Origin of the sequence: Flavobacterium degerlachei, assembly GCF_900106645.1 — a bacterium.
GTDB classification, from domain to species: Bacteria; Bacteroidota; Bacteroidia; order Flavobacteriales; family Flavobacteriaceae; genus Flavobacterium; species Flavobacterium degerlachei.
The window spans coordinates 215,387-237,122 of the sequence record NZ_FNMV01000005.1 but is presented as its reverse complement, the minus strand read 5'-3'; the positions used below and the strand labels follow the sequence as shown (position 1 = coordinate 237,122).

Annotated in this window: 13 protein-coding genes; 10 read left to right on the top strand and 3 right to left on the bottom strand. The window is 34.6% G+C overall.

Annotation, left to right across the window (positions count from 1 at the left end):
- Positions 1 to 13: 13 nt before the first annotated feature.
- Positions 14 to 1,090 carry a peptide chain release factor 1 gene (gene prfA / locus BLV91_RS07135; RefSeq protein WP_007137962.1) on the bottom strand — a complete coding sequence of 359 codons (1,077 nt, stop codon included), beginning with the start codon at positions 1,088 to 1,090 and terminating at the stop codon, positions 14 to 16.
- 512 nt (positions 1,091 to 1,602) lie between these two features.
- Here prfA and BLV91_RS07130 point away from each other — a divergent pair.
- Positions 1,603 to 3,780 carry an ATP-binding protein gene (locus tag BLV91_RS07130; protein WP_217636958.1) on the top strand — a complete coding sequence of 726 codons (2,178 nt, stop codon included), beginning with the start codon at positions 1,603 to 1,605 and terminating at the stop codon, positions 3,778 to 3,780.
- Positions 3,781 to 4,194: 414 nt separating this feature from the next.
- Here the strand turns inward: BLV91_RS07130 and BLV91_RS07125 are convergent, their stop codons facing one another.
- Positions 4,195 to 5,268 (bottom strand): IS110 family RNA-guided transposase, encoded by a 1,074-nt coding sequence (locus tag BLV91_RS07125; protein ID WP_091431194.1) that lies wholly within the window; start codon positions 5,266 to 5,268, stop codon positions 4,195 to 4,197.
- A gap of 315 nt (positions 5,269 to 5,583) precedes the next feature.
- Here BLV91_RS07125 and BLV91_RS07120 point away from each other — a divergent pair, with 315 nt between their 5' ends.
- The 7 genes from BLV91_RS07120 to BLV91_RS07090 all read left to right on the top strand — a co-directional run bounded on the left by BLV91_RS07120 (position 5,584) and on the right by BLV91_RS07090 (position 16,563).
- Positions 5,584 to 6,252, top strand: coding sequence for a lipocalin-like domain-containing protein (locus BLV91_RS07120; RefSeq protein WP_091431192.1), 669 nt, complete (start codon positions 5,584 to 5,586; stop codon positions 6,250 to 6,252).
- Between the two features lie 656 nt (positions 6,253 to 6,908).
- Complete coding sequence (gene katG, locus BLV91_RS07115) at positions 6,909 to 9,176, top strand: catalase/peroxidase HPI (protein WP_091431255.1); 2,268 nt, start codon at positions 6,909 to 6,911, stop codon at positions 9,174 to 9,176.
- Between the two features lie 402 nt (positions 9,177 to 9,578).
- Complete coding sequence (locus tag BLV91_RS07110) at positions 9,579 to 10,163, top strand: fasciclin domain-containing protein (protein WP_175513969.1); 585 nt, start codon at positions 9,579 to 9,581, stop codon at positions 10,161 to 10,163.
- Positions 10,164 to 10,786: 623 nt separating this feature from the next.
- Positions 10,787 to 12,202, top strand: coding sequence for a carbon starvation CstA family protein (locus BLV91_RS07105; RefSeq protein ID WP_091431190.1), 1,416 nt, complete (start codon positions 10,787 to 10,789; stop codon positions 12,200 to 12,202).
- A gap of 236 nt (positions 12,203 to 12,438) precedes the next feature.
- Positions 12,439 to 13,260 (top strand): hypothetical protein, encoded by an 822-nt coding sequence (locus BLV91_RS07100; protein WP_139262290.1) that lies wholly within the window; start codon positions 12,439 to 12,441, stop codon positions 13,258 to 13,260.
- 292 nt (positions 13,261 to 13,552) lie between these two features.
- Positions 13,553 to 15,865 (top strand): type IA DNA topoisomerase, encoded by a 2,313-nt coding sequence (locus tag BLV91_RS07095; protein WP_091431186.1) that lies wholly within the window; start codon positions 13,553 to 13,555, stop codon positions 15,863 to 15,865.
- Positions 15,866 to 16,068: 203 nt separating this feature from the next.
- Positions 16,069 to 16,563 (top strand): DUF6265 family protein, encoded by a 495-nt coding sequence (locus BLV91_RS07090; protein ID WP_091431184.1) that lies wholly within the window; start codon positions 16,069 to 16,071, stop codon positions 16,561 to 16,563.
- A 29-nt stretch (positions 16,564 to 16,592) separates the two neighbouring features.
- Here the strand turns inward: BLV91_RS07090 and BLV91_RS07085 are convergent, their stop codons facing one another.
- The gene (locus tag BLV91_RS07085) at positions 16,593 to 17,753 is read right to left on the bottom strand and encodes an MFS transporter (protein WP_091431182.1); all 1,161 of its coding nucleotides are present in this window, start codon (positions 17,751 to 17,753) and stop codon (positions 16,593 to 16,595) included.
- 397 nt (positions 17,754 to 18,150) lie between these two features.
- Between BLV91_RS07085 and BLV91_RS07080 the strand changes: the two genes are divergently transcribed.
- Together BLV91_RS07080 and BLV91_RS07075 are read left to right on the top strand one after the other, a co-directional pair.
- Entirely contained in the window at positions 18,151 to 20,526 is a 2,376-nt protein-coding gene (locus BLV91_RS07080; protein WP_091431180.1) for a TonB-dependent receptor, read from the top strand.
- A 74-nt stretch (positions 20,527 to 20,600) separates the two neighbouring features.
- Entirely contained in the window at positions 20,601 to 21,728 is a 1,128-nt protein-coding gene (locus BLV91_RS07075; protein WP_245709625.1) for a PepSY-associated TM helix domain-containing protein, read from the top strand.
- Positions 21,729 to 21,736: the final 8 nt, after the last annotated feature.

Here is a 21,736-nt window from a genome sequence, read left to right as displayed (position 1 = left end):
ACCCAAAACCAATTTAAAAAACCTCACTTGCTTCTTTCAGTTTCTCCATGTTATTCACTAATGCAAGTTCATCAACAATTTTCTGGATATCACCATTCATGATGTTTCCTAGATCGTAAAGTGTCAAACCAACTCTGTGATCAGTCACACGACCTTGCGCGTAGTTGTAAGTACGTATTTTATTAGAACGGTCACCAGAACTTACTTGAGACGTACGTTTAGTAGCATCTTCAGCTTGTTTCTTGGCTAATTCCTGCTCGTATAAACGAGAACGCAATACACCAAAGGCTTTGTCCTTATTCTTATGTTGTGATTTTTGATCCTGACATTGCGCTACTAAACCAGTTGGAATATGCGTTAAACGCACTGCTGATTTCGTAGTATTTACAGATTGTCCACCTGGTCCAGAAGAACAGAAAAAATCCACACGAACATCGTTCATATCAATTTGAACATCAAATTCCTCTGCTTCCGGAAGCACCATAACAGTCGCTGCCGAGGTGTGAACACGTCCTTGCGTTTCCGTTTGAGGAACACGTTGCACACGGTGTACACCCGCTTCAAATTTCAAAGTTCCGTAAACATCTTCACCGCTAACTTCAAAAATCACCTCTTTAAAACCACCAGAAGTTCCTTCATTCATATCAACAACCGATGTTCTCCAACCTCTATTTTCACAATATTTAGTGTACATACGGAACAAATCCCCTGCAAAAATACTCGCTTCATCCCCACCGGTACCGGCACGAATCTCCACCATTACATTTTTAGCATCTTCAGGATCTTTCGGGATCAACATAAATTTGATTTCTTCCTCTAGTTCCGGTAATCTTTCCTTTGCCTCTTCTAGTTGCATTTTGGCCATTTCGGTCATATCAGCATCACTATTGTCGGCTATAATTTCGTTTGCTTCTTCAATATTAGCCATGATAAGCACGTATTCATCGCGCTTTTCTGCTAATGCTTTCAAAGTTTTATACTCTTGATTCAATTGCACATAACGCTTCTGATCAGAGATTACATCCGGCTGGATGATCAAATCCGATATCTCATCGAAACGCTGTTTTACTATTTGAAGTCTATCTAACATAATCTTAGTCCTTTATTTGGAGTGCAAAATTACGAAAAAGTATTCACTTTCCAATATTCCCTTTTTGCTAATTCCTTGCTAAGAAAAACTTTTACCTATATAAGACAAAGCATCATCCGTAAGAGCACAAAAAATGTCTATAAATCTTTAATTTTTTTAGGAGCTATTTCCTGCTATCCGCTTTATTCCCGATAATAAAAACTACGGCTAAAAAAAAGCCTTGTTTTTCTAGAACGGGAGATGCCGCTGCAATCAGGGCTAAAAAATCAGTACATAAAAACTCCCTTTGAGGTTTCCCGTAAAGTTCTTGTGTAAAAACAAATTACATTTGGGAAGCTGAATTTATTTAATCAGTATTTTCGGTAGAAAGTTATATATTTGGTAATAAACAAAACCAGAAGTTTATCAGACAAAGCAACCCCATTTAGGGATGATAGGTCTGATAACGTCAGGCCTATTCGCAAGTTACCGGCAAGGCGAAAAAAATCGTAGATAACAACCAAAGAAATATAATGATTACAACACTAAAAATTAAATTTGACAATTGTTATGGAATTAAAAGTCTTTCCCACGCATTTGACTTCTCTGTAAAAAAAGTCTTTTCAATTTATGCGCCAAATGGTACAATGAAAACATCATTTGCAAAAACTTGCAAAGACTATAGCGCAAATAAAACTACAAGCGACATTATTTTTCCCGAAAGAGTAACTATACGTGAAATAAAAAATGAACTAGATATTGATATTTCAGCACAACAAATATTCGTTATTGAACCCTATTTAGAAAAATACAAATCAGATAAACTTTCTACTTTACTTGTAAATAGAGCACTTAAAGATAGATACGAAGAAATTTTAGAAGCTATCGATAAGGAAAAAAATAATTTAATTTCCAAACTTAAACAATTATCTGGTTTAACAAGTCGTGGAAATCCAATTGAAAATGAATTGTCGAAAGTATTTGGTAATAAATCTTTTTTTGACATTTTGCTTGACCTTGAAAATTTTGTTGCTGAAAATACTGAACATAAATTTTCAGCTATAACTTACAATAAAATATTTGAAGAAAAAGTAGTTGCGTTTTTAAACACAAAAGACTTTAAAAAGCAAATCCAAGAATACATTGAAAGATATAATACTCTTATTGAATCTTCGAAATACCTAAAAAAAGGTTTTAACCATTCTAATGTTTCAGAAATTCAAAAGAACTTAAAATCAAATGGCTTTTTTGAAGCCCAGCATTCTGTAAACTTATTTAACGGAACTTCTAATGACATAATTACAAGCGAAGTAGATTTACAAGAAATTATTTCAAAAGAAATGGAAACAGTTTTAAGTGATGCTGATATACAAAAAAAGTTTAATGATATTGATAGTAAACTTTCAAATGCTCAATTAAGAGAGTTTAGAGAATATCTTTTTGACAATAAAGATATTCTTCCTGAGTTAAGCAATTTAGAAAAATTTAAAAAGGATATTTGGACTTCATATTTTATTGACCAAAAGGATTTATATAATAGGTTAATTGAAGAATACAAAAAAGGTAGAGAAGAAATTGAAGCTATAATAATACAAGCAAAAGCAGAAGCTACAGATTGGAAAGATGTTATAAATATTTTTAACAAACGCTTTTCTGTTCCTTTTAAGTTAGAAATGAGAAATCAAGATGATGTAATTTTAAAAAGTGAAACACCCAACTTGAATTTTATTTTTTCTGATGATGATGCATTGCATCAAGAAAAAAATATAGAAGAACCTGAATTAATGAAAGTATTGAGCCAAGGAGAAAGAAGAGCTCTTTATATTTTGCACATAATTTTTGAAGTTAGAGCTAGAAAAAATGCTAATCAAGAAACAATTTTTATTGTTGACGATATTGCTGATTCATTTGATTACAAGAATAAATATGCAATAATTGAATACCTAAAAGAAATTTCAGAAGAACCACTTTTTTACCAAATAATTTTGACTCATAATTTTGATTTTCATCGTACAATTACTAGTCGATTAAATATGGGAAGAAATAATAAGCTTAATACAATAAGAACAACAACGGGAATTAATTTGGTTACAGAAAAATATCAGAATAATCCATTTAGTTATTGGAAAGATAATTTACATACAAACAGTGAAATGCTTATTGCATCAATTCCTTTTGTTCGCAACATTGCTGAATATTCTGGTCAAGATAATATATTTTCTAATCTAACTTCTTTATTACATTTTAAAAGTAATACAAGTACAATAACTATTGCTGCATTAGAAACAAATCTCAAAACTATTTTAATAGATAAAGCAACATTAAGTTTAGCTTCTCCAGGAAATCTTGTAATTGATGTTATTTATAATTCTGCTAACATAATTTTAGGTACAGTAAATCAAAATATTGATTTAGAAAACAAAATTGTTTTAGCAATTGCAATCAGACTTAAAGCAGAAGAGTTTATGGTAGCTAAAATTAATGATAATGTGTTTTGGAATGGTATTACAACTAATCAAACGTATGCTTTAATTCAACGATTCAAAAATGACTTTACTGGCGAAACTGCAAACATTGAAATATTAGAACAAGTAAATCTAATGACGCCCGAAAACATTCATTTAAATTCGTTTATGTATGAGCCAATACTTGATATGTCAAACGAGCATTTAAAACAATTATATCAAGCCGTTAGAGACACTCTAATCTAAAATAAGCCCAGCCGGTAACAGCTGTTCCTATGTAAAGCATCATTAAGTTATTAACAACTTTTAAGAGGGTTATATGTAGGGCATTTTTCGATTACGAATTCCGTTCCAGCGGCTTGTTGGAAAAGTTGGAAACAACTTTTTGTCCGCTGAAAGCTTTGGACTGAAAAAGTTATTCTAACTTTTTCAATGATGCCAAGAACTCATTTCTCTTTTATTTCATAATATTTCTTTTTATAATCTTAAAGCTCACGCTCCTATATGTGGTCTGCTTATGGCAGCCACCAGCATCGGTATGATTGTAAGAATAAATAAAATAGCTACCTGCTTTGAGATGTGGATTCATTTTACAGAACCACCACAGCTGTTTTGTAGTCTATTTTTCTTGTATGGTTGAGTTTATTAAGAAGGTTATTTTTATTGTATTATTGGTACTAAGTTTCTGTTGATTTGATAGGGTGTTTCTGTTTTGATGACCGAAAGAATTCTTCTGGCCATTTTATGGGCCACTTTTATAATGACACTCTTGACGTTTTTACCTTGATGTTTTCGGTAATAATTTTGCATTTCGGTATCTTTTCTAATGGCTATCCATGCCGCTTCGACTAAATAACTGCGTAATTGTGAGCGACTCCTCGGTGTGATTCCTAAACACTTTTCTGATCCTCCGCTATTATAGATTCCAGGTACTAATCCGATGAAGGAACTAAATTGGCCTTCATTATTAAATCGGCGTAAATCTCCACATTCGGCCAAGATTACACTCGCTAAATACCCTCCTATTCCAGGAATACTTTTCAAAAGATTGTAATCTTTCTTATTGTTTTTTCTACAATAAGCACGCATTTGATTAGCAATTTCTAAGTATTCTGATTTGATAAACTTGAACATTCGTATTTTTCCTTGCAAGGCTAAATCGCCACAAGAAGTGCTAAATTTTATTTCTTCTAACCACGCAATAAAAGCTATAGTCCAATTTGAATTATCAAACTCTTCGGGAATTTTAATACCATGAAACAGCAACATACTTTTGATATGTGATTTGGTTTGTCGCAGTTTCTTTGTGACTTGGGTTCTATGGCGAGCCAAAGTCATAAATTGTTCGTGTTCTTCAGTTGGAATAAAAATTCCTTTAAGAACACCTGATTTTAATTGATTGGACAAGTTTTTGGAATCTAAGGCATCTGTTTTTTGATATCGCTCTTTATCTCCTGTCTTCACATCTGAGGGATTAACAACTAAAACATTCCAACCCAAGTTTAAAAAATATCGTGCTGCGGAGAATCCACAACAACCCGCTTCATAAACTAAATCTACAGCATGATTTGGAAATGTTCGCTCCACATATTGGTACAAATCCTCAGCATTAGAAGGCATCGAATAGGTCTTGTGAAAAAATAAATCTGTTTGGATAGAAACTGTCCAGCTTTTTTTGTGAATATCTAAACCAATGAATATCTTTGGAATAGAAAAGGCGTCTTGTAATTGCATAATCTTCGTTTTTAGTACTCTCAAAGTTATGCTTTTACATAGATGCTTTGATATAGCTGGAATTTAGTGGAATTGTCGTTTCGCATCAAGTTTTCGTTAAGCCGAAAATTGAGCGGTTACGAACTTCCAGCCATCTCAAAGTAGCAAAACGTTAGCGGTCCCCGCTGCCGTACAAACCCTTTCATGTGGTTCGCATATTTAAAATAATATTTCTAAATCTGGTACTCCTTTACAACAACTACCCATTTTAATTTATATCACAATTGTAACGTTTTACAAAGCGGCAATACTAACAGAAATTAAAACCTAATAAACATGAGAAAACAATTCAAATTCCTTGTCCTCTTATCATTCATCGCAATAACTTTTAGTTCATGTTCTACTGCAAAGCTGACCACTTTGACAAACGGGAAACAAATTGACAATCGCTTAGTAGGAGTTTGGAAAGGCTCAGAAACCGGTCAACAACTTGCTGATGTTAACAAGGAATGGGAAATGGAACGCAATTCTGATGGAACCTTCAACTTGAAATTCAAAACCATCTCAGAGGGAATTACAGACGAATTTGAAGAAGCAGGAAACTGGTGGGTAAAAGGAAGTACCTTTTATGAATACCACACAGACTCAGATAATACAGACACTTATAAATATACGGCTTTAAAAAAAGAGCAAGTCAAATTCAAAATGCTAAGCTCAGAAGTCAATTTTGAAGAAGGAAACTACACTTTTATTGATACAAAAATTTCAAAAGAAATCCCTAAGAGTTCAAAAAAAGATGGTTTGTCTTTTGAAACAGCGATAAAAGTAAAAGATGTAAAAGAAGAATATATATACGTCCGAAACAATTGTGAAAATTGCCAAATGTTAGGTCAGTCTCTTTTGCAACACGAAGGAAAAGCATACGATAAGTTAAAATTAAAAAAAGCTAACGGAGAAGAAATATCGTTTTACTTTGATATCTCTTCCTTTTTTGGGAAATTTTAAAAAAATTAGCACTCTTATTGCACGACTACCAATTTTAATTAATACCACAATCGTAACATTTACAATTCAGCACTTTGAATAAATTGCAATAATTAGGAGTACTTCGCAAGAGCGGCGTGATTTACAGTGTTCTTGCTGTGGTTCTTATGAAAACAAAACGGATTTACTAGCCCTGATGGAAGCGGCATCTCCCGATTTAGAAAAACAAGGCTTTTTTAGCCGTAGTTTTTATTATCGGGAATACAGCGGACAGCAGGACAGGACGGCCTTGAAAACAAAATTCGTTCTGCTCCTAAAAAACAGTACAAACTCCCCCTACATATTATAAACAAGTCGCGACATCAAAATATAATCGCAATCTTTCTACGAAATCTCCCGACTTTCCAACCATTCCCATAATCAACAAACAGAGGTGAAAAAAGCTAACTCAATTTAGAGCGGCTATTACTTTATATGATACTGTAGGCAGTAGTAATCAATTGATTTTTATTTTAAAAACAGTCTTTTTTATATATCTACAAACTATACAAATATTCGCCTCAATAGATTACGCTTATAACAAAATAAACCATAAAGATTAATTTTTGTAATTTGTAGAATAGAATTTAGCTAACTTTACTATGAAAACAAAACCTGTAATCTATAAAAATTTAAATATGGAAAATAATAACAATGCAGATCCGTCAAACGGTCAAGGTAAATGCCCAGTAAATCACGATCAGCTTCCATTAAATGGAGCTGCTCCTATTGTTGAAGCAAACCAAGATCCATCAGCTGGTAAATGTCCAGTGATGCATGGCGCAAATACATCGACCAAAGAAAATGTTATGAAGTGGTGGCCTAATGCACTTAACTTAGATATATTGAGTCAACATGATACTAAAACAAATCCTTTAGGGGAAGCGTTTAATTATCACGAAGAACTTAAGAAATTAGACATTGAAGCATTAAAAAAAGACATGCATGCTTTAATGACGGATAGCCAAGAATGGTGGCCCGCAGATTGGGGTCATTACGGAGGTTTAATGATACGATTGTCATGGCACTCTGCTGGATCGTACCGTCTTTCTGATGGTCGTGGTGGTGGTGGTTCTGGTAATCAGCGTTTTGCACCTTTAAATTCTTGGCCAGACAATGTTAGTTTAGACAAAGCAAGAAGATTGCTGTGGCCTATCAAGAAAAAATACGGTAATAAAGTGAGTTGGGCTGATTTAATTGTTCTAGCAGGAACAATTGCTTATGCTGACATGGGATTAAAAACCTTTGGATTTGCTTTTGGACGTGAAGATATTTGGCACCCAGAAATAGATACGTATTGGGGAGCTGAAAAAGAATGGTTAGCACCAAGTGACGAACGTTATGCTAATGTAGAAGATCCTAAAACTATGGAAAACCCTTTAGCTGCCGTACAAATGGGGCTAATTTATGTGAATCCAGAAGGAGTTAACGGAAAACCAGATCCTTTAAAAACAGCTGCTCAAGTACGTGAAACTTTTGAACGTATGGCTATGAATGATGAAGAAACAGTTGCTTTAACTGCAGGTGGACATACAGTAGGTAAAACTCACGGAAATGGTGATGCCAGTATTTTAGGACCCGAACCTGAATCAGCTGGTGTAGAAGAACAAGGATTTGGATGGCACAACCCTAATAAATCAGGTAAAGGTCGCTATACGGTAACAAGTGGACTTGAAGGTGCATGGACAACAAACCCTACTAAATGGGACAATGGATATTTTCAGATGTTATTTAATCATGAATGGCAGTCTGTCAAAAGTCCTGCAGGTGCATTTCAATGGGAACCCGTAAGCATTAAAGAAGAAGACAGACCGGTAGATGTTGAGGATCCAAGTATTCATCAAAACCCAATGATGACGGATGCTGATATGGCTATGAAAGTAGATCCTATTTACAAGGAAATTTCATTGAAATTCATGAACGACCACGAATATTTTTCAGATACATTTGCTCGCGCTTGGTTTAAGTTAACGCATAGAGATATGGGTCCAAAAGCAAATTACTTTGGTCCAGATGTACCTCAAGAAGACTTAATTTGGCAAGATCCAATTCCAGCTGGAACTACAGGATACGACGTAGCTGCAGTAAAAAGCAAAATTGCTGCATCAGGATTATCTATTGCTGAAATGGTAAATACCGCTTGGGATAGTGCACGTACTTTCCGTGGATCGGATATGCGTGGTGGAGCAAATGGTGCTCGTATTCGTTTAGCTCCCCAAAAAGATTGGGAAGGAAATGAACCACAACGTTTGGCATATGTTTTATCTGTTCTTGAGCCTATTGCTGCTGAGTTTGGTATTAGTATCGCTGATACCATTGTTTTAGCAGGTAATCTTGGTATAGAACAGGCTGCTAAAGCTGCAGGATTTGGTGTTACTGTTCCGTTTTCAGCAGGTCGTGGAGATGCAACTGATGAAATGACAGATGCAGAATCATTTGAACCATTAGAGCCTTTAGCTGATGGTTACCGTAACTATAGCAAAAAAGAATATGTTGTAAGTTCAGAAGAATTAATGCTTGACCGCACTCAATTAATGGGATTAACAGCTCCAGAAATGACGGTTCTTGTGGGTGGTATGAGAATGCTGGGTACAAATTATGGTAATACAAAACATGGTGTATTCACCAATACAATAGGTGCTTTGACTAACGATTTCTTTGTCAACCTAACTGATATGGGGAATACTTGGAAACCTACAGAAAAAGGACTTTACGATATTTGTGACCGAAAAACGGGAGTAGTAAAATGGACTGCAACTCGTATGGATTTAGTATTTGGTTCTAATTCTATTTTACGCTCGTACTCCGAAGTTTACGCACAAGACGACAACAAAGAAAAGTTTGTAATCGACTTTGTAAAAGCTTGGGCAAAAGTAATGAATGCTGATAGATTCGATTTAAAATAAGTTACAGTACTTCAGCAAAATAATACAAGCAATAGCGGTTTCGGTTCTTATCGAAACCGCTATTTTATTTATTGCTATTTTGCTTAATTGAGAAAACAGTCGTTCAAAATCTACTACTACAGTTTTCCCAAATAGTAATTAGCAATTACAACCCGAGCGTTAGCGAACAGACGAAGAAAATCACAGCAATTGTTTTATTTACCAGATCGTTCAGAAACACACAATTATTAGCGCAGTTTTGTAAACTTTACCCACAAAGATGGGCAACCAAAACAATGGACAACTGTCCGTAATTCCACAGTGATTTTATTTTTTGTTTAATTATTTGTTAAAAAGGATAAACAATTGTTTTTAATATGTATATTTGATTAGGTTTAACAATTTTAACATAAAACATTGACTATGAAATTAGTAAAAAAAATTAGCGCATTTGTATTATTAGGAATGATAACTATTTCTTGTGGACAAAAAAAAGAAGCTGAATCTACAGAAATGATTGACTCTACTGCAGTAGCAATGGATACTATCGCTGTAGTGGAAACACCAAACATTGTAGGTGTAGCCGCAGGAAATGCAGATTTCTCAACATTAGTTACTGCTGTAACAGCAGCGGGATTAGTTGAAACGTTGAGTAGCGAAGGACCTTTTACGGTTTTCGCACCAAATAACGCAGCATTTGCAAAACTTCCAGCAGGAGCTTTAGATGATTTACTGAAACCGGAAAATTTAGACAAATTGAAAGCGATTTTGACGTATCATGTGGTATCAGGGAAATTTGACGCTGCAACAGTGATCGATGCAATAAACAAAAATAACGGAAAGTACAGCGTTACAACTGTTCAAGGCGGTACTATCGTGCTAAGCTTGAAAGACGGGAAAGTAATTTTGACAGACGCAAACGGAGGGACTTCAACAGTTGTTCTTGCTGATGTGGCGGCTTCTAACGGAGTTATTCATGCAATTGACTCTGTGGTTATGCCTAAATAAGGTTTTAATTCATCTTAATTTTAAGAACCGTTGCATAATTGCAACGGTTTTTTTTTATGGATTAATGCCTACAACTTCATTTCTCCCAACACAATATTGTCCTTAACTAACTTTGCACCTAAATCATATTTTCCTTTACTATAAAACGAGAATGAAAAATAGATTTTGAAAAACTAAAAAACACCCATCCACTCGTTAAATATCATTAGGCTAATACAAAATGACATTGTCATTTCGACAAAGGAGACCCGAGCGTTAGCGAACGGGACGAAGTAAATCACAGCAATTGTTTTATTTACCAGATCGTTCAGAAATGCACAATTATTAGTGCAATTTTGTAAACTGTGAACCTGCCCAAAACGATAATCAAATAAAAATATTGACCAACTGGATAGGATTACTTAGCACCAATTATTATATCGAATTTTATATAATAATTAAATTAAACCCTTAAACCTTATTGTTTTAAAAAATTTATCTTACTGACTGCCAACTTAAACATAATTCACATCTACATTTTTGCTACCTTCCCAAAAAATATGAATAATGCAATACAGCCATTATATACTTGTTGTTAAAGTCTTATTCGTAAAAATTAACAGCATTATTTAAATAAAGGAAATATGATTACATTTATTGTAGCAATGATTTTATTGCTTTTAGGATATCTAACTTACGGGAAATTTGTTGACAAAACCTTCAAATCTGATCCTAATAAACCAACACCCGCAAATACCCTTACCGACGGTGTTGATTTCGTTCCTATGAACAGTAACAAAAATGCGTTTATCCAAATTTTAAACATAGCAGGTGTTGGCCCTATTTTTGGTCCAATCTTGGGAGCACTTTACGGTCCTTCTGCTTTTCTATGGATTGTTTTCGGATCCATATTTGCCGGCGGAGTTCATGATTATCTTACTGGTATGATTTCGTTGCGATATGGCGGTGCTCATTTACCGGCTTTGGCTTCTCGGTTTTTAGGAAAATCATTCAGTCATGTCGTTAACTTTTTCACTCTTTTGCTACTTCTTTTAGTGGGAACCGTATTTGTTTCCGCCCCAGCAAAAATGATTAACGAACTAATTGGCAATGACACAAGTGTGCTTACCATAATTGTATTTTGCATATTTCTCTATTATATCATCGCCACCGTTTTACCTATTGACAAAGTAATTGGAAAAATATACCCTGTACTAGGTTTTTTACTTTTAGTGAGTGCCGTAGGAATTTGCATTGGTATGTTTATGTATGGAAACCCTATACCTGAATTGACTTTAGAAAATTTACATCCAAAAGGAATTCCTTATTATCCAGTAATATTCTTAACCATTTCCTGTGGAGCCCTATCTGGATTTCATGCCACTCAATCACCCATTATTTCCCGCACCATCAATAATGAAAAAGATGGCCGAAAAATATTCTACGGAATGATGATCCTAGAAGCAGTTATTGCAATGATTTGGGCCGCTGCTGCCATGAGTTTGATGAATGGTGACGACCTTAGTGTGCTTTTGGAAAACGGAGGCCCTGCTGCTGTAGTTAATAAAATTGCTATTGTATTCTTAGGAACTGTTGGTGGAACTATCGCTGTATTGGGTGTTATTGTATTGCCTATTACTTCTGGTGACACTTCGTTTAGAGCGGCTAGAATGATAATTGCTGATTATCTAAATATTGATCAAAAGGCTTTGAAAAACCGTTTTATGGTTGCTATTCCACTATTTGTGATCTCTTATATTCTTACCAATATGGATTTCCAATTGTTATGGAGGTATTTTTCTTGGGCAAATCAAATCACTGCGGCAATCGCACTATGGATTGGAGCGGTTTATTTGTTCCAAAAGAAAACACATTATATCATTGCATTGGCTCCGGCTTTCTTTATTACATCTGTAGTGGGTTCTTACCTTTTTTATGATCCAACCATTGGTTTTGGTTTAGAGGTGATGACTTCAAATTTGATTGGAATTGCAATTTCAATTGCGCTGACAATCCTGTTTTTTATTGTAATGAAAAAGAGAAAAGAGATTATAGAATAGCCCATTGATTTAAATTGAAAATGGTTGACAGACCAAATAAATATCAAGAAACTACAACCCCAAAAAAGTTGTAGTTTTTTAGTTTAAAGGACATTGGTTACGTGTAAAAACATAAATTCGGTAAAAGGAATGCATCTTGTTTTTCGCGGAAATACATAATCGATATTAAATAATCCCTAATTAAAAAAATCATTAACTTAGTCTCAAAATATATTTTTCTCCAAATGATAAAACACTTGAAAAGAATAACATTAATATTATTGTTGCTTACTAGTTTTAAAGGCTTTTCTTGTGATTGTAGTACGGTTAACAATGCCCTTGAATTTTATTCTTCGAAATATGTTTTTGAAGGAAAAATAGTTTCCAAAGTTTATGCTGCAGACAGCCTAACGTATAAAGTAACATTTGACATTTCGAAACATTATAAAAATGGAGATACACCTAAAACACTGTCATTTGATTTAAAATCCGAAGCAGAATTTAGTAAACGTTGGTCTTCTTGCGATTGGACAGCTAAAAAAAATGAAAGATGGATTGTATATGCATATGAAAATAATGGGCAACTAACTTTTAGTGGTATGTGTTCTAATTCTAGAGCTATTACTAATTTACCAATTCAATTTCAAGAACAGAAAATGTTAGACAATGGGAATTCATTTAAAATTGAAGATTACATTTATCAATTTGAAAATGATTTCAATTATTGTAAAAATATCACAGACATTAACGCTGTTTTAGAGAAAGGAAAAATAAAAGTTTATATAAAACCATTCACAAGTTTGATTCTTCACATTGGCTCTGATGGAAACCTAAAATCTGTAAATATTACTAAAGAATTAATGTCATTATATGATTCCATTTATGGTTTAAGAAAAGAGCTTACATATACAAATTACATACCTATCACTGACTTTGAAAAAGATGCAATTGAACTAATAAGTCAGGTGAAAAAATGGGAAATTAAAAAACATAACCAGACAAAAGTAAATGTTGCTTACTTAAAGAGTATATGGGTCAACTATGATACAAAAACAAATAAGTGGAGTTATGAACTTTAAAGCATAACTGCAAGCCGTTGCGAGTACAACGTAATTATGTTTGCGCTAAATAATACTGACTTTGTCATTTCGACCATGGGAAGAAATCACGTAAAGAAAGTAACTAATGTGATTTCTCCTTCGTCGAAATGACAAATAAACAAACTCGATGTAATTGCTTTCGTCCCTTCGACCAGCCAGTTCCTTGCAACGACTTATTCCACTTTCTGGTGGTCGTTCATAACTCCTGAAGATTTATTTTTAATACCAACTTCTAAATTCCTAATTTGCGGCTTCAAATCAAAAGCATAAAATGAAGGTCTGTATTGCCGAGAAACCAAGTGTAGCACGTGAAATCGCATCCGTTTTAGGAGCCAATACCAAACGGGATGGGTATTATGAAGGCAACGGCTATGCTGTAACCTACACCTTCGGGCATTTATGTACCTTAAAAGAACCTAACGATTACAAACCCTACTGGAAAAGCTGGGATTTGAACAATCTACCTATGCTTCCCGAAAAATTTGAAACTAAAGTCGTGGAGAATTCGGGTATTCAAAAGCAGTTCAAAATTATAAAAGGTTTATTTGACCAAGCCACTTTGGTCATCAACTGCGGGGATGCTGGACAAGAAGGAGAACTCATTCAGCGCTGGGTCATGAATGAAGCCAACTATAAAGGTGAGGTACAACGATTATGGATTTCTTCCTTAACCACCGAAGCCATCAGAGAAGGTTTTGATAACTTAAAACCATCTGCTAACTACGATAATTTATACTACGCCGGATTTTCCAGAGCCATTGGTGACTGGTTATTGGGTATGAATGCCACCCGTTTGTACACCGTAAAACATGGTGGTTACAAACAAGTATTGTCTATCGGGCGCGTGCAAACACCTACTTTAGCGATGGTGGTCGATCGTTTTAAAGAAATTGAAAATTTTAAACCGCAGCCTTATTGGGAGCTGCAAACTTTATATAGAGAAACACTTTTTAGCTATGAAGAAGGCCGCTTTTTGAAAAAAGAAGACGGAGAACTTTTGGCCAATAAAGTCCAAGAAAGTGATTTCGAAATTGTTTCTATTGAAAGAAAAAACGGCAATGAGTTTGCTCCAAAGTTGTTTGACTTAACAGGCTTGCAAGTATATTGCAATACCAAGTTTGGGTTTTCAGCAGATGAAACACTTAAAATTGTCCAAACCTTATATGAACAAAAAGTAGTGACCTACCCTAGAGTAGATACCACTTTTTTACCAAATGACATTTATCCAAAAGTACCTGGGATTCTTCAAAATCTTACCAATTATGCTACGCTGACTGAACCGCTTTTAGGCAAAAAGATTAAAAAATCGACTAAGGTTTTTAATGATAAAAAAGTAACCGATCACCACGCTATTATCCCAACAGGAATACAAAGTAACTTACAACACAATCAGCAGCAAGTCTATGACATCATTACAAAGCGATTTATTGCAGTATTTTATGATGATTGTTTGGTTGCCAATACTACAGTAATAGGAAAAGCAGCTGATGTCGCCTTTAAAACTACGGGAAAAGAAATCCTGAAAAAAGGATGGCGCATCGTTTTTGAGAACCCAAACGCCAAGGAAAAAGAAGCCGATATATTACCAAGTTTTGTTAAAGGCGAAAAAGGACCTCATCAACCCTCCTTTTTAGAAAAGGAAACCAAACCACCCAATCAGTTTACTGAGGCAACCTTATTGCGTGCTATGGAAACTGCTGGTAAACAGGTCGATGACGAAGATTTACGTGAATTAATGAAAGAAAACGGTATTGGACGTCCATCAACACGAGCCAATATTATAGAAACGCTGTTTAAGCGCCAATACATCGTAAGAAACAAAAAGCAAGTATTACCAACACCTACAGGAATTCAATTAATTGACACTATTCAAAATGAAATGGTAAAGTCGGCTGAATTGACTGGTTCCTGGGAAAAGCAGTTGAAAGATATTGAAAAAGGAACTTTTACTGCCGCCGCTTTCATCAATAACATGAAACGTATGGTAGATGCTTTAGTGTACGAAGTGCGAAGTGAAACCAAACGCGCGAACATTTCGCATGAAGGTACTGTACAAAAACAAGTCGCTACTGTTGTAAAAAAGAAAGCCGCAGGAATCTCAGCAGAAACTTGTCCGAAATGTAAAAAAGCAACGCTACTAAAAGGGAAATCAGCCTATGGTTGCGCTGATTACAAAGCAGGTTGTGACTTTGTTTTACCCTTTACTTTTGCAGATAAAAAAATATCAGAGAACCAATACCTCCGATTGCTTCAAAAAGGGTCTACAGTAAACCTAAAAGACTTTAAAACCGAAGCTGGAACCGTGGAAGGTTTGCTGCGTTTTGATGAAAATTTCAAGCTAAAATTAGAAGCTAAAAAAACAGCGACTCCTACCCCATCAGTAGAAAAGAAAGCAGCTTCGGATGCATTAGCCTGCCCAAAATGTCAAAAAGGAACCGTTATGAAAGGGAATACTGCTTACGGTTGCAGCGACTACAAATCAGGCTGTGATTTTAAAGTGTCTTTTGATGTTGTTCGAGCGAAACTAAAAGAGCAGAAACCTACCAAAGAACTGGTTTATTCTATTTTAAAAGAAGACATTTAATACTGTTCATACCATTTTTAGGATTAATCCGCTAGCTGAGTTCTATTGTTCCATGTGCAACTAACTATACTATTTTAGATACCGAAAAACTATGGCCGAAAAGCCTTCCTTTTCAAAATCGGGCGATATCACTTTTATCTCGGTTAGTTGTTTATATTTTTCATAATTTTGTACCTGTTAAACAAACAATAATCTCAAACAATATGTTCCAAAAAATACTTTTTATACTACTAATTATTACTTTCATTTCTTGCAAGAAATCAGATTCAAATTCACCTGAAGATACTGAAAAAGCGAAAATAAAAACCGCACGCTGGCTTATAGGAACTTGGGAAAACAAATCGGCAGAAGGAAATCTAAAGGAAATTTGGAATAAGGTAAATGACAGTACTTATGAAGGACAATCATATTTCATTAAAGGAAAAGACACCATTCACTTTGAAAAGATTCAACTTCAACAAAAAGGAGAAGAACTAACGTATTCTCCAACAGTGAGAGGACAAAACGATGATAAACCAGTTGCTTTTCAATTGACAAATGTTAATGACAAAGAATTAATTTTTGAAAATCCAAAGCACGATTACCCTCAAAAAATAAGTTATAAAAACGTTTCTAAAGATAGTTTAGTAGCTGAAATTTCAGGTCTTCAATCAGGAAAACCAAGCTCGGAAAAATACCTAATGAAAAAAGTCAAATAGAATTATTTTCGACTATTGGATTAAAAAAATCAATCTTCGGCTGTAATTTTATTGACCATAAAAATCATAACGACTCCTAGTAAAGCCATTATTAAAAAGGCCCATTTCATGCTTAACAGCTCAGAAATGAGGCCAACCATTGGTGGCACAACAAGGAAACCAAGATATCCAATGGTTGAAATAGAAGTTAATGCACTGCCATTACTTAAATTTTTTGATTTTCCAGCGATGCTAAACACTAGCGGAACTACGCAAGAAACCCCTATCCCTATCAAGACATAACCCAATAAGGTGGTTGAAATAAAAGGAAATAGAAAACAAGTCAAAAAACCTACACTGATAAAAATACCGCTATAAAATAAGATTTGTTTTATCCCATATTTACTTACTGCATAGTCCCCAAAGAATCGTCCCAAGGTAACTGCAGTCATAAAAAAAACAAAAGCGGCAGTAGTCCATTTTGCGGATGCATGCAATATATTTTGGAAATAGATGCCACTCCAGTCGTACATGGTGTTTTCGCATGCCATCGACACAAAACAAATTACAGCAAACTTTGTCAGCGTTTTATCGGGCATCGAAAAGAATTTCTTCTTTTCCTTTAGAGGCTCTGTAAGAATGGTTAGCGGATAGAACCATACTGTAATTGCCATAAGAGCAACACTTATCCCAAGCAGATGATAAGAAGGTGCTATGTGTTGAGTAACCATCACGTACCCTAATCCTGCACCAATAAATCCTGCCAAACTCCACACGGCATGGAAAGTTGTCATTATCGATTTTGGATACAATTTTTGAACTTCTAATGCTTGTGTATTTATAGACAAATTAAGAATGTTCCGAGAGGAGCCAAATAGCAAAAGGATAATAACTAGCTGCCAAACAAAAGCAGAAAAACCAGGTAATGCCAAAACAATATTAAACAAAACAGCACCTAATAGCATACAATAGCGACTGCTGTACTTATTTAATAATCTTCCGGTAAATGGCATCGTTACCATCAAACCTATAGGTAATGCAAATAAAACAGCTCCAAACTGAGCTTCATTTAAATGCAATTGTGCTTTAATGGCGGGAATACGAGATGCCCAAGAGGAATATCCAAATCCTGAAATAAAAAAGAAAACGGTATTTGCAATTCTAAATCCTTTAGGTGAATTCTGTACTTTTTTTAAATAGGATAAAATCATTTATTATAATTGGTTTCAAATATCATTACAATTTCTAAAAATTGATCTGCAATAATTGGATGATGCAAATTTAGGTGTTTTCAAAACCAAATTTATATCCTGTTTTGCTTTTATGCTAAAATTTAAAAAGTCAGATCAAAAGCTGAAACTTCCAGTATTTATTTCGAAAAAAATAATCTCCCAAAATACCTTTTGCAGAAAATAGAATAGCCGTTCTAACATAACTTCTAAAAAAATAACTGCTTTCACTTCCTTAGAGTACTGTAAACCAATTCTGTAAAAATTTTATTTTTATTTAATCTAAATAGTTATTGTTAAATAAAAATTAAAATATAGATTTGTACTATTCTTATTAATTCTAAATAAGAATAATTTAATAACCTTAATAATTTTTACCATGTACCATTTTAATAAAAAATTGCCAGCATACCTATTGATACTCTGTTTGGCATTAATTTCAGTAAATCCTGCTTTTGGTCAGCAAAAAACGGCAGCAATAAAAGGAACCGTTTATACCAGTGGCAATAAAGCGGCGGAAGGTGTAACCATTACTTTAAAAGGAAAAAACAAAACCACTATCACGGATAATGACGGTGCCTTTGAACTAAATAATATAATGGACGGAAATTTTACTTTAATAGTAAGCCTTATTGGTAATAACGATGTTCAAAAAGAAGTGACAATAAAAAATAATGAAACTACTATAGTAGACATTACACTTACTTTATCAAACAATGAACTGAACCAAGTTGTTATTCTAAGTAATAAAAGTGCTTTTAAAACCAACCGAGTTTCCTCCTCTCTGCGTTTGCAATCTCCTATTATTGAGATCCCGCAAAACATACAGGTCATTACAGGAAAACTAATCAACGATCAACAAATTTTTAACATGTTGGAAGGAGTTACCCGTAATGTAAGTGGCGCTACTAGAGTAGAACACTGGGATAACTATGCTAATATCACGATGAGGGGAAGTCAAGTTGCCGCTTTTAGAAACGGTATGAATATCAGTTCTACTTGGGGTCCACTTACGGAAGATATGAGTATGGTAGAACGTATTGAATTTGTTAAAGGTCCTGCCGGCTTCATGTTAGCTAACGGGAATCCAAGTGGTTTTTATAATGTTGTTACTAAAAAGCCTAGTGGACGTAGTAAAGGAGAAGCTACTTTTACTTTCGGAAGTTTTGATATGTACCGAGGTACATTAGATTTTGATGGTAAATTAACTAATAATGGAAAACTACTATATCGTATTAATGTAATGGGAGAAAAGAAAGGCAGTTACCGTGACTTTGATTTCAATGATCGATACAGCTTTGCACCTGTCTTAAAATACCTTATTAGTGATAAAACAGCCGTCACACTTGAATACACCCAACAGTTTTCTAAAGTAAATGCTGTAGGTGCTAATTATTTATTTTCGCACAGAGGTTACGCTGATTTACCACGAACTGCTACTACATCTGAAGCGAATCTAGATCCTACAAAAATGACAGAACGAAATATTCTTGCCATTGTGGAACACAAAATTAATGATAACTGGAAATTCACAGCACAGTCTTCTTACTTAAACTACCAGCAAGAAGGAATGTCCTTATGGCCTTCTGGATTTGATACTACTAATGACGCCATTCTTAAACGTGCTGGAGGTATTTGGGATATTTTAGGAAAAATATATGTAGGTCAAGCTTATGTAAATGGTGAAGCTCAAACTGGGGCTGTATCTCATAAAATTTTATCAGGAATTGACCTAAGCGATAAAACTTTTTATCATGATTGGATGCAATACTTTACAATGCCTGATTTAGACATCTACAATCCAGTACACGGGACACTTGCTGCCTCACCTACTTTTGACAGAAGTCAAAGTCTGGAAGACAGAGGTGTAAAATACCAAAATAATTACAAAGCATTGTATGTACAAGACGAGCTAGGATTTTTAGATTACAAACTGCGACTAACACTAGCAGGAAGATATACCGTGTTAAAGTCAGGGAACTACTATTCAGGAGATACTAAAAATTCAAGATTTACACCTAGAGTTGGTTTAAGTTATTCAATTGATAAAAATACGGCAGCCTATTTTGTAAACGACCAATCGTTCAATGAAAACTACGGAGCTGACTGGCAAGGAAACTCATTCAAACCTGAAACAGGAGGAAATATAGAACTAGGTCTAAAAAGAGACTGGCTGAACGGAAAATGGAATTCGGTCTTTTCTCTATATCAAATTACCAAAAACAATGTGCTTACCGCAGATCCAGAACATTCTACATCAGTAATGCAATACAGCAGAGAAAGTGGACAACAAAGAACAAAAGGGTTTGAAGTTGACATTAGAGGTGAAATTTTCAAAAACTTAGATCTTATATTAAACTATGCCTTTACAGAGGGAAAAACAACAAAAGATACTGATGAGTCAATAATAGGAAAGCAAGTTGCCGGAACAACAAAACACATCCAAAATGCGTGGTTAAATTACAAAATAGACAGAGGAACATTGAACGGTGTAGGTTTTTCATTAGGATACCAATATCAGGTAAACAGAGCTCCATGGTTTATATCTACTGATAATACAACTATGCTTCCTGACTATTTCAGATTAGACGGTGGGATTTCGTACCAAAAAAACAAAGTTTCAGTAAATCTAGTCGTCAACAATATCCTAAACAAGTATTTGTATTCAGGAGGATATTATACCTATAGTGATATGTATTACTGGCAAGCAGAAGCAGGTACTAATGCAAGAGTAACTGTTGCCTATAAGTTCTAATACGTAGTAGTATCAATAACCTATAACTCCGCTTGAAATAAGCGGAGTTATTTTAATTCTTTTACCACATGAAAATGAGTTTTAAAAAAACAATCGGAGTACTTCATTTATGGTTAGGATTGTCCTCAGGAATAATTGTTTTTATCATTGCCATTACGGGCTGTTTGTATGCTTTTCAGGCAGAAATCCAAAATTGGACCGAAGACTACCGTTTTGTACCAGAGCAACAAGCCCCTTTTTTACCTCCATCGCAATTGCTCAAAATTGCACAAGAACAACTTCCTAGAAAATCGATTCACGCTTTACAATACAATAAAAAAACGGATGCAGCAGAGGCCATCTTCTTTCATTATAAACCTACTTATCATTACACTACTTACTTAAATCCTTATTCAGGCAAAGTATTAAAAACGGTAGATAATGAAACTGGTTTTTTCCATTTCATTTTAGATGGGCATTTCTATTTATGGCTACCTGATGAAATTGGCCAAATTGTAGTAGCCTTAGCAACCTTAATTTTCCTGATTCTGATTATTTCAGGATTCATCCTTTGGTATCCTAAAAATAAAAATGCCGCCAAACAACGTTTCATTTTCAAATGGAAAAAGGGAATGAAATGGAAAAGAAAAAACTACGACTTACATAATATCACTGGTTTTTATGTGCTACTAATTGCCTTCATATTTGCTGTCACAGGATTAGTATGGGGATTTCAATGGTTTGCCTTTTCCTACTACAAAGTATTGGGAGGAGAAAAATCCTTAGTATATGTAGAGCCAAATTCAAAGTCTACTATAGACCTACAAACTACCCAAATAGAGCCCTTGGACGCAATCTGGCTACAGATGGTCAAGGAATATCCAGAAGCAGAATCTATTGAAGTACATCCTCCCGAAACTGATAGTTGTACTATAGCCGCAAATGCCAATGTTGATAAAGAAACCTATAGTAAGATAGACTACCGCTATTTTGACCAATATTCATTAGAAGAAATAAAAGTCAACCATTTGTGGGGAAGAAATAAGGATGCTAAAATTGCCGATAAACTTATGAAAATGAATTATGATATTCATACAGGGGGCATCTTTGGTTTAGCCGGAAAAATATTTGCTTTCCTAATTAGTCTGCTTATAGCGAGCCTTCCAGTCAGTGGATTCATGATTTGGTGGGGAAGAAAAAAGAAAAAAAAGCTTCGGATTTGACAAAATAC

Coding starts and splice junctions, on each gene's coding strand:
- prfA (WP_007137962.1), bottom strand. CDS start 1,090: ATGTTAGATAGACTTCAAATAGTAAAACAGCGTTTCGATGAGATATCG.
- BLV91_RS07120 (WP_091431192.1), top strand. CDS start 5,584: ATGAGAAAACAATTCAAATTCCTTGTCCTCTTATCATTCATCGCAATA.
- BLV91_RS07110 (WP_175513969.1), top strand. CDS start 9,579: ATGAAATTAGTAAAAAAAATTAGCGCATTTGTATTATTAGGAATGATA.
- BLV91_RS07090 (WP_091431184.1), top strand. CDS start 16,069: ATGTTCCAAAAAATACTTTTTATACTACTAATTATTACTTTCATTTCT.
- BLV91_RS07125 (WP_091431194.1), bottom strand. CDS start 5,268: ATGCAATTACAAGACGCCTTTTCTATTCCAAAGATATTCATTGGTTTA.
- BLV91_RS07075 (WP_245709625.1), top strand. CDS start 20,601: ATGAGTTTTAAAAAAACAATCGGAGTACTTCATTTATGGTTAGGATTG.
- katG (WP_091431255.1), top strand. CDS start 6,909: ATGGAAAATAATAACAATGCAGATCCGTCAAACGGTCAAGGTAAATGC.
- BLV91_RS07085 (WP_091431182.1), bottom strand. CDS start 17,753: ATGATTTTATCCTATTTAAAAAAAGTACAGAATTCACCTAAAGGATTT.
- BLV91_RS07105 (WP_091431190.1), top strand. CDS start 10,787: ATGATTACATTTATTGTAGCAATGATTTTATTGCTTTTAGGATATCTA.
- BLV91_RS07130 (WP_217636958.1), top strand. CDS start 1,603: ATGATTACAACACTAAAAATTAAATTTGACAATTGTTATGGAATTAAA.
- BLV91_RS07095 (WP_091431186.1), top strand. CDS start 13,553: ATGAAGGTCTGTATTGCCGAGAAACCAAGTGTAGCACGTGAAATCGCA.
- BLV91_RS07080 (WP_091431180.1), top strand. CDS start 18,151: ATGTACCATTTTAATAAAAAATTGCCAGCATACCTATTGATACTCTGT.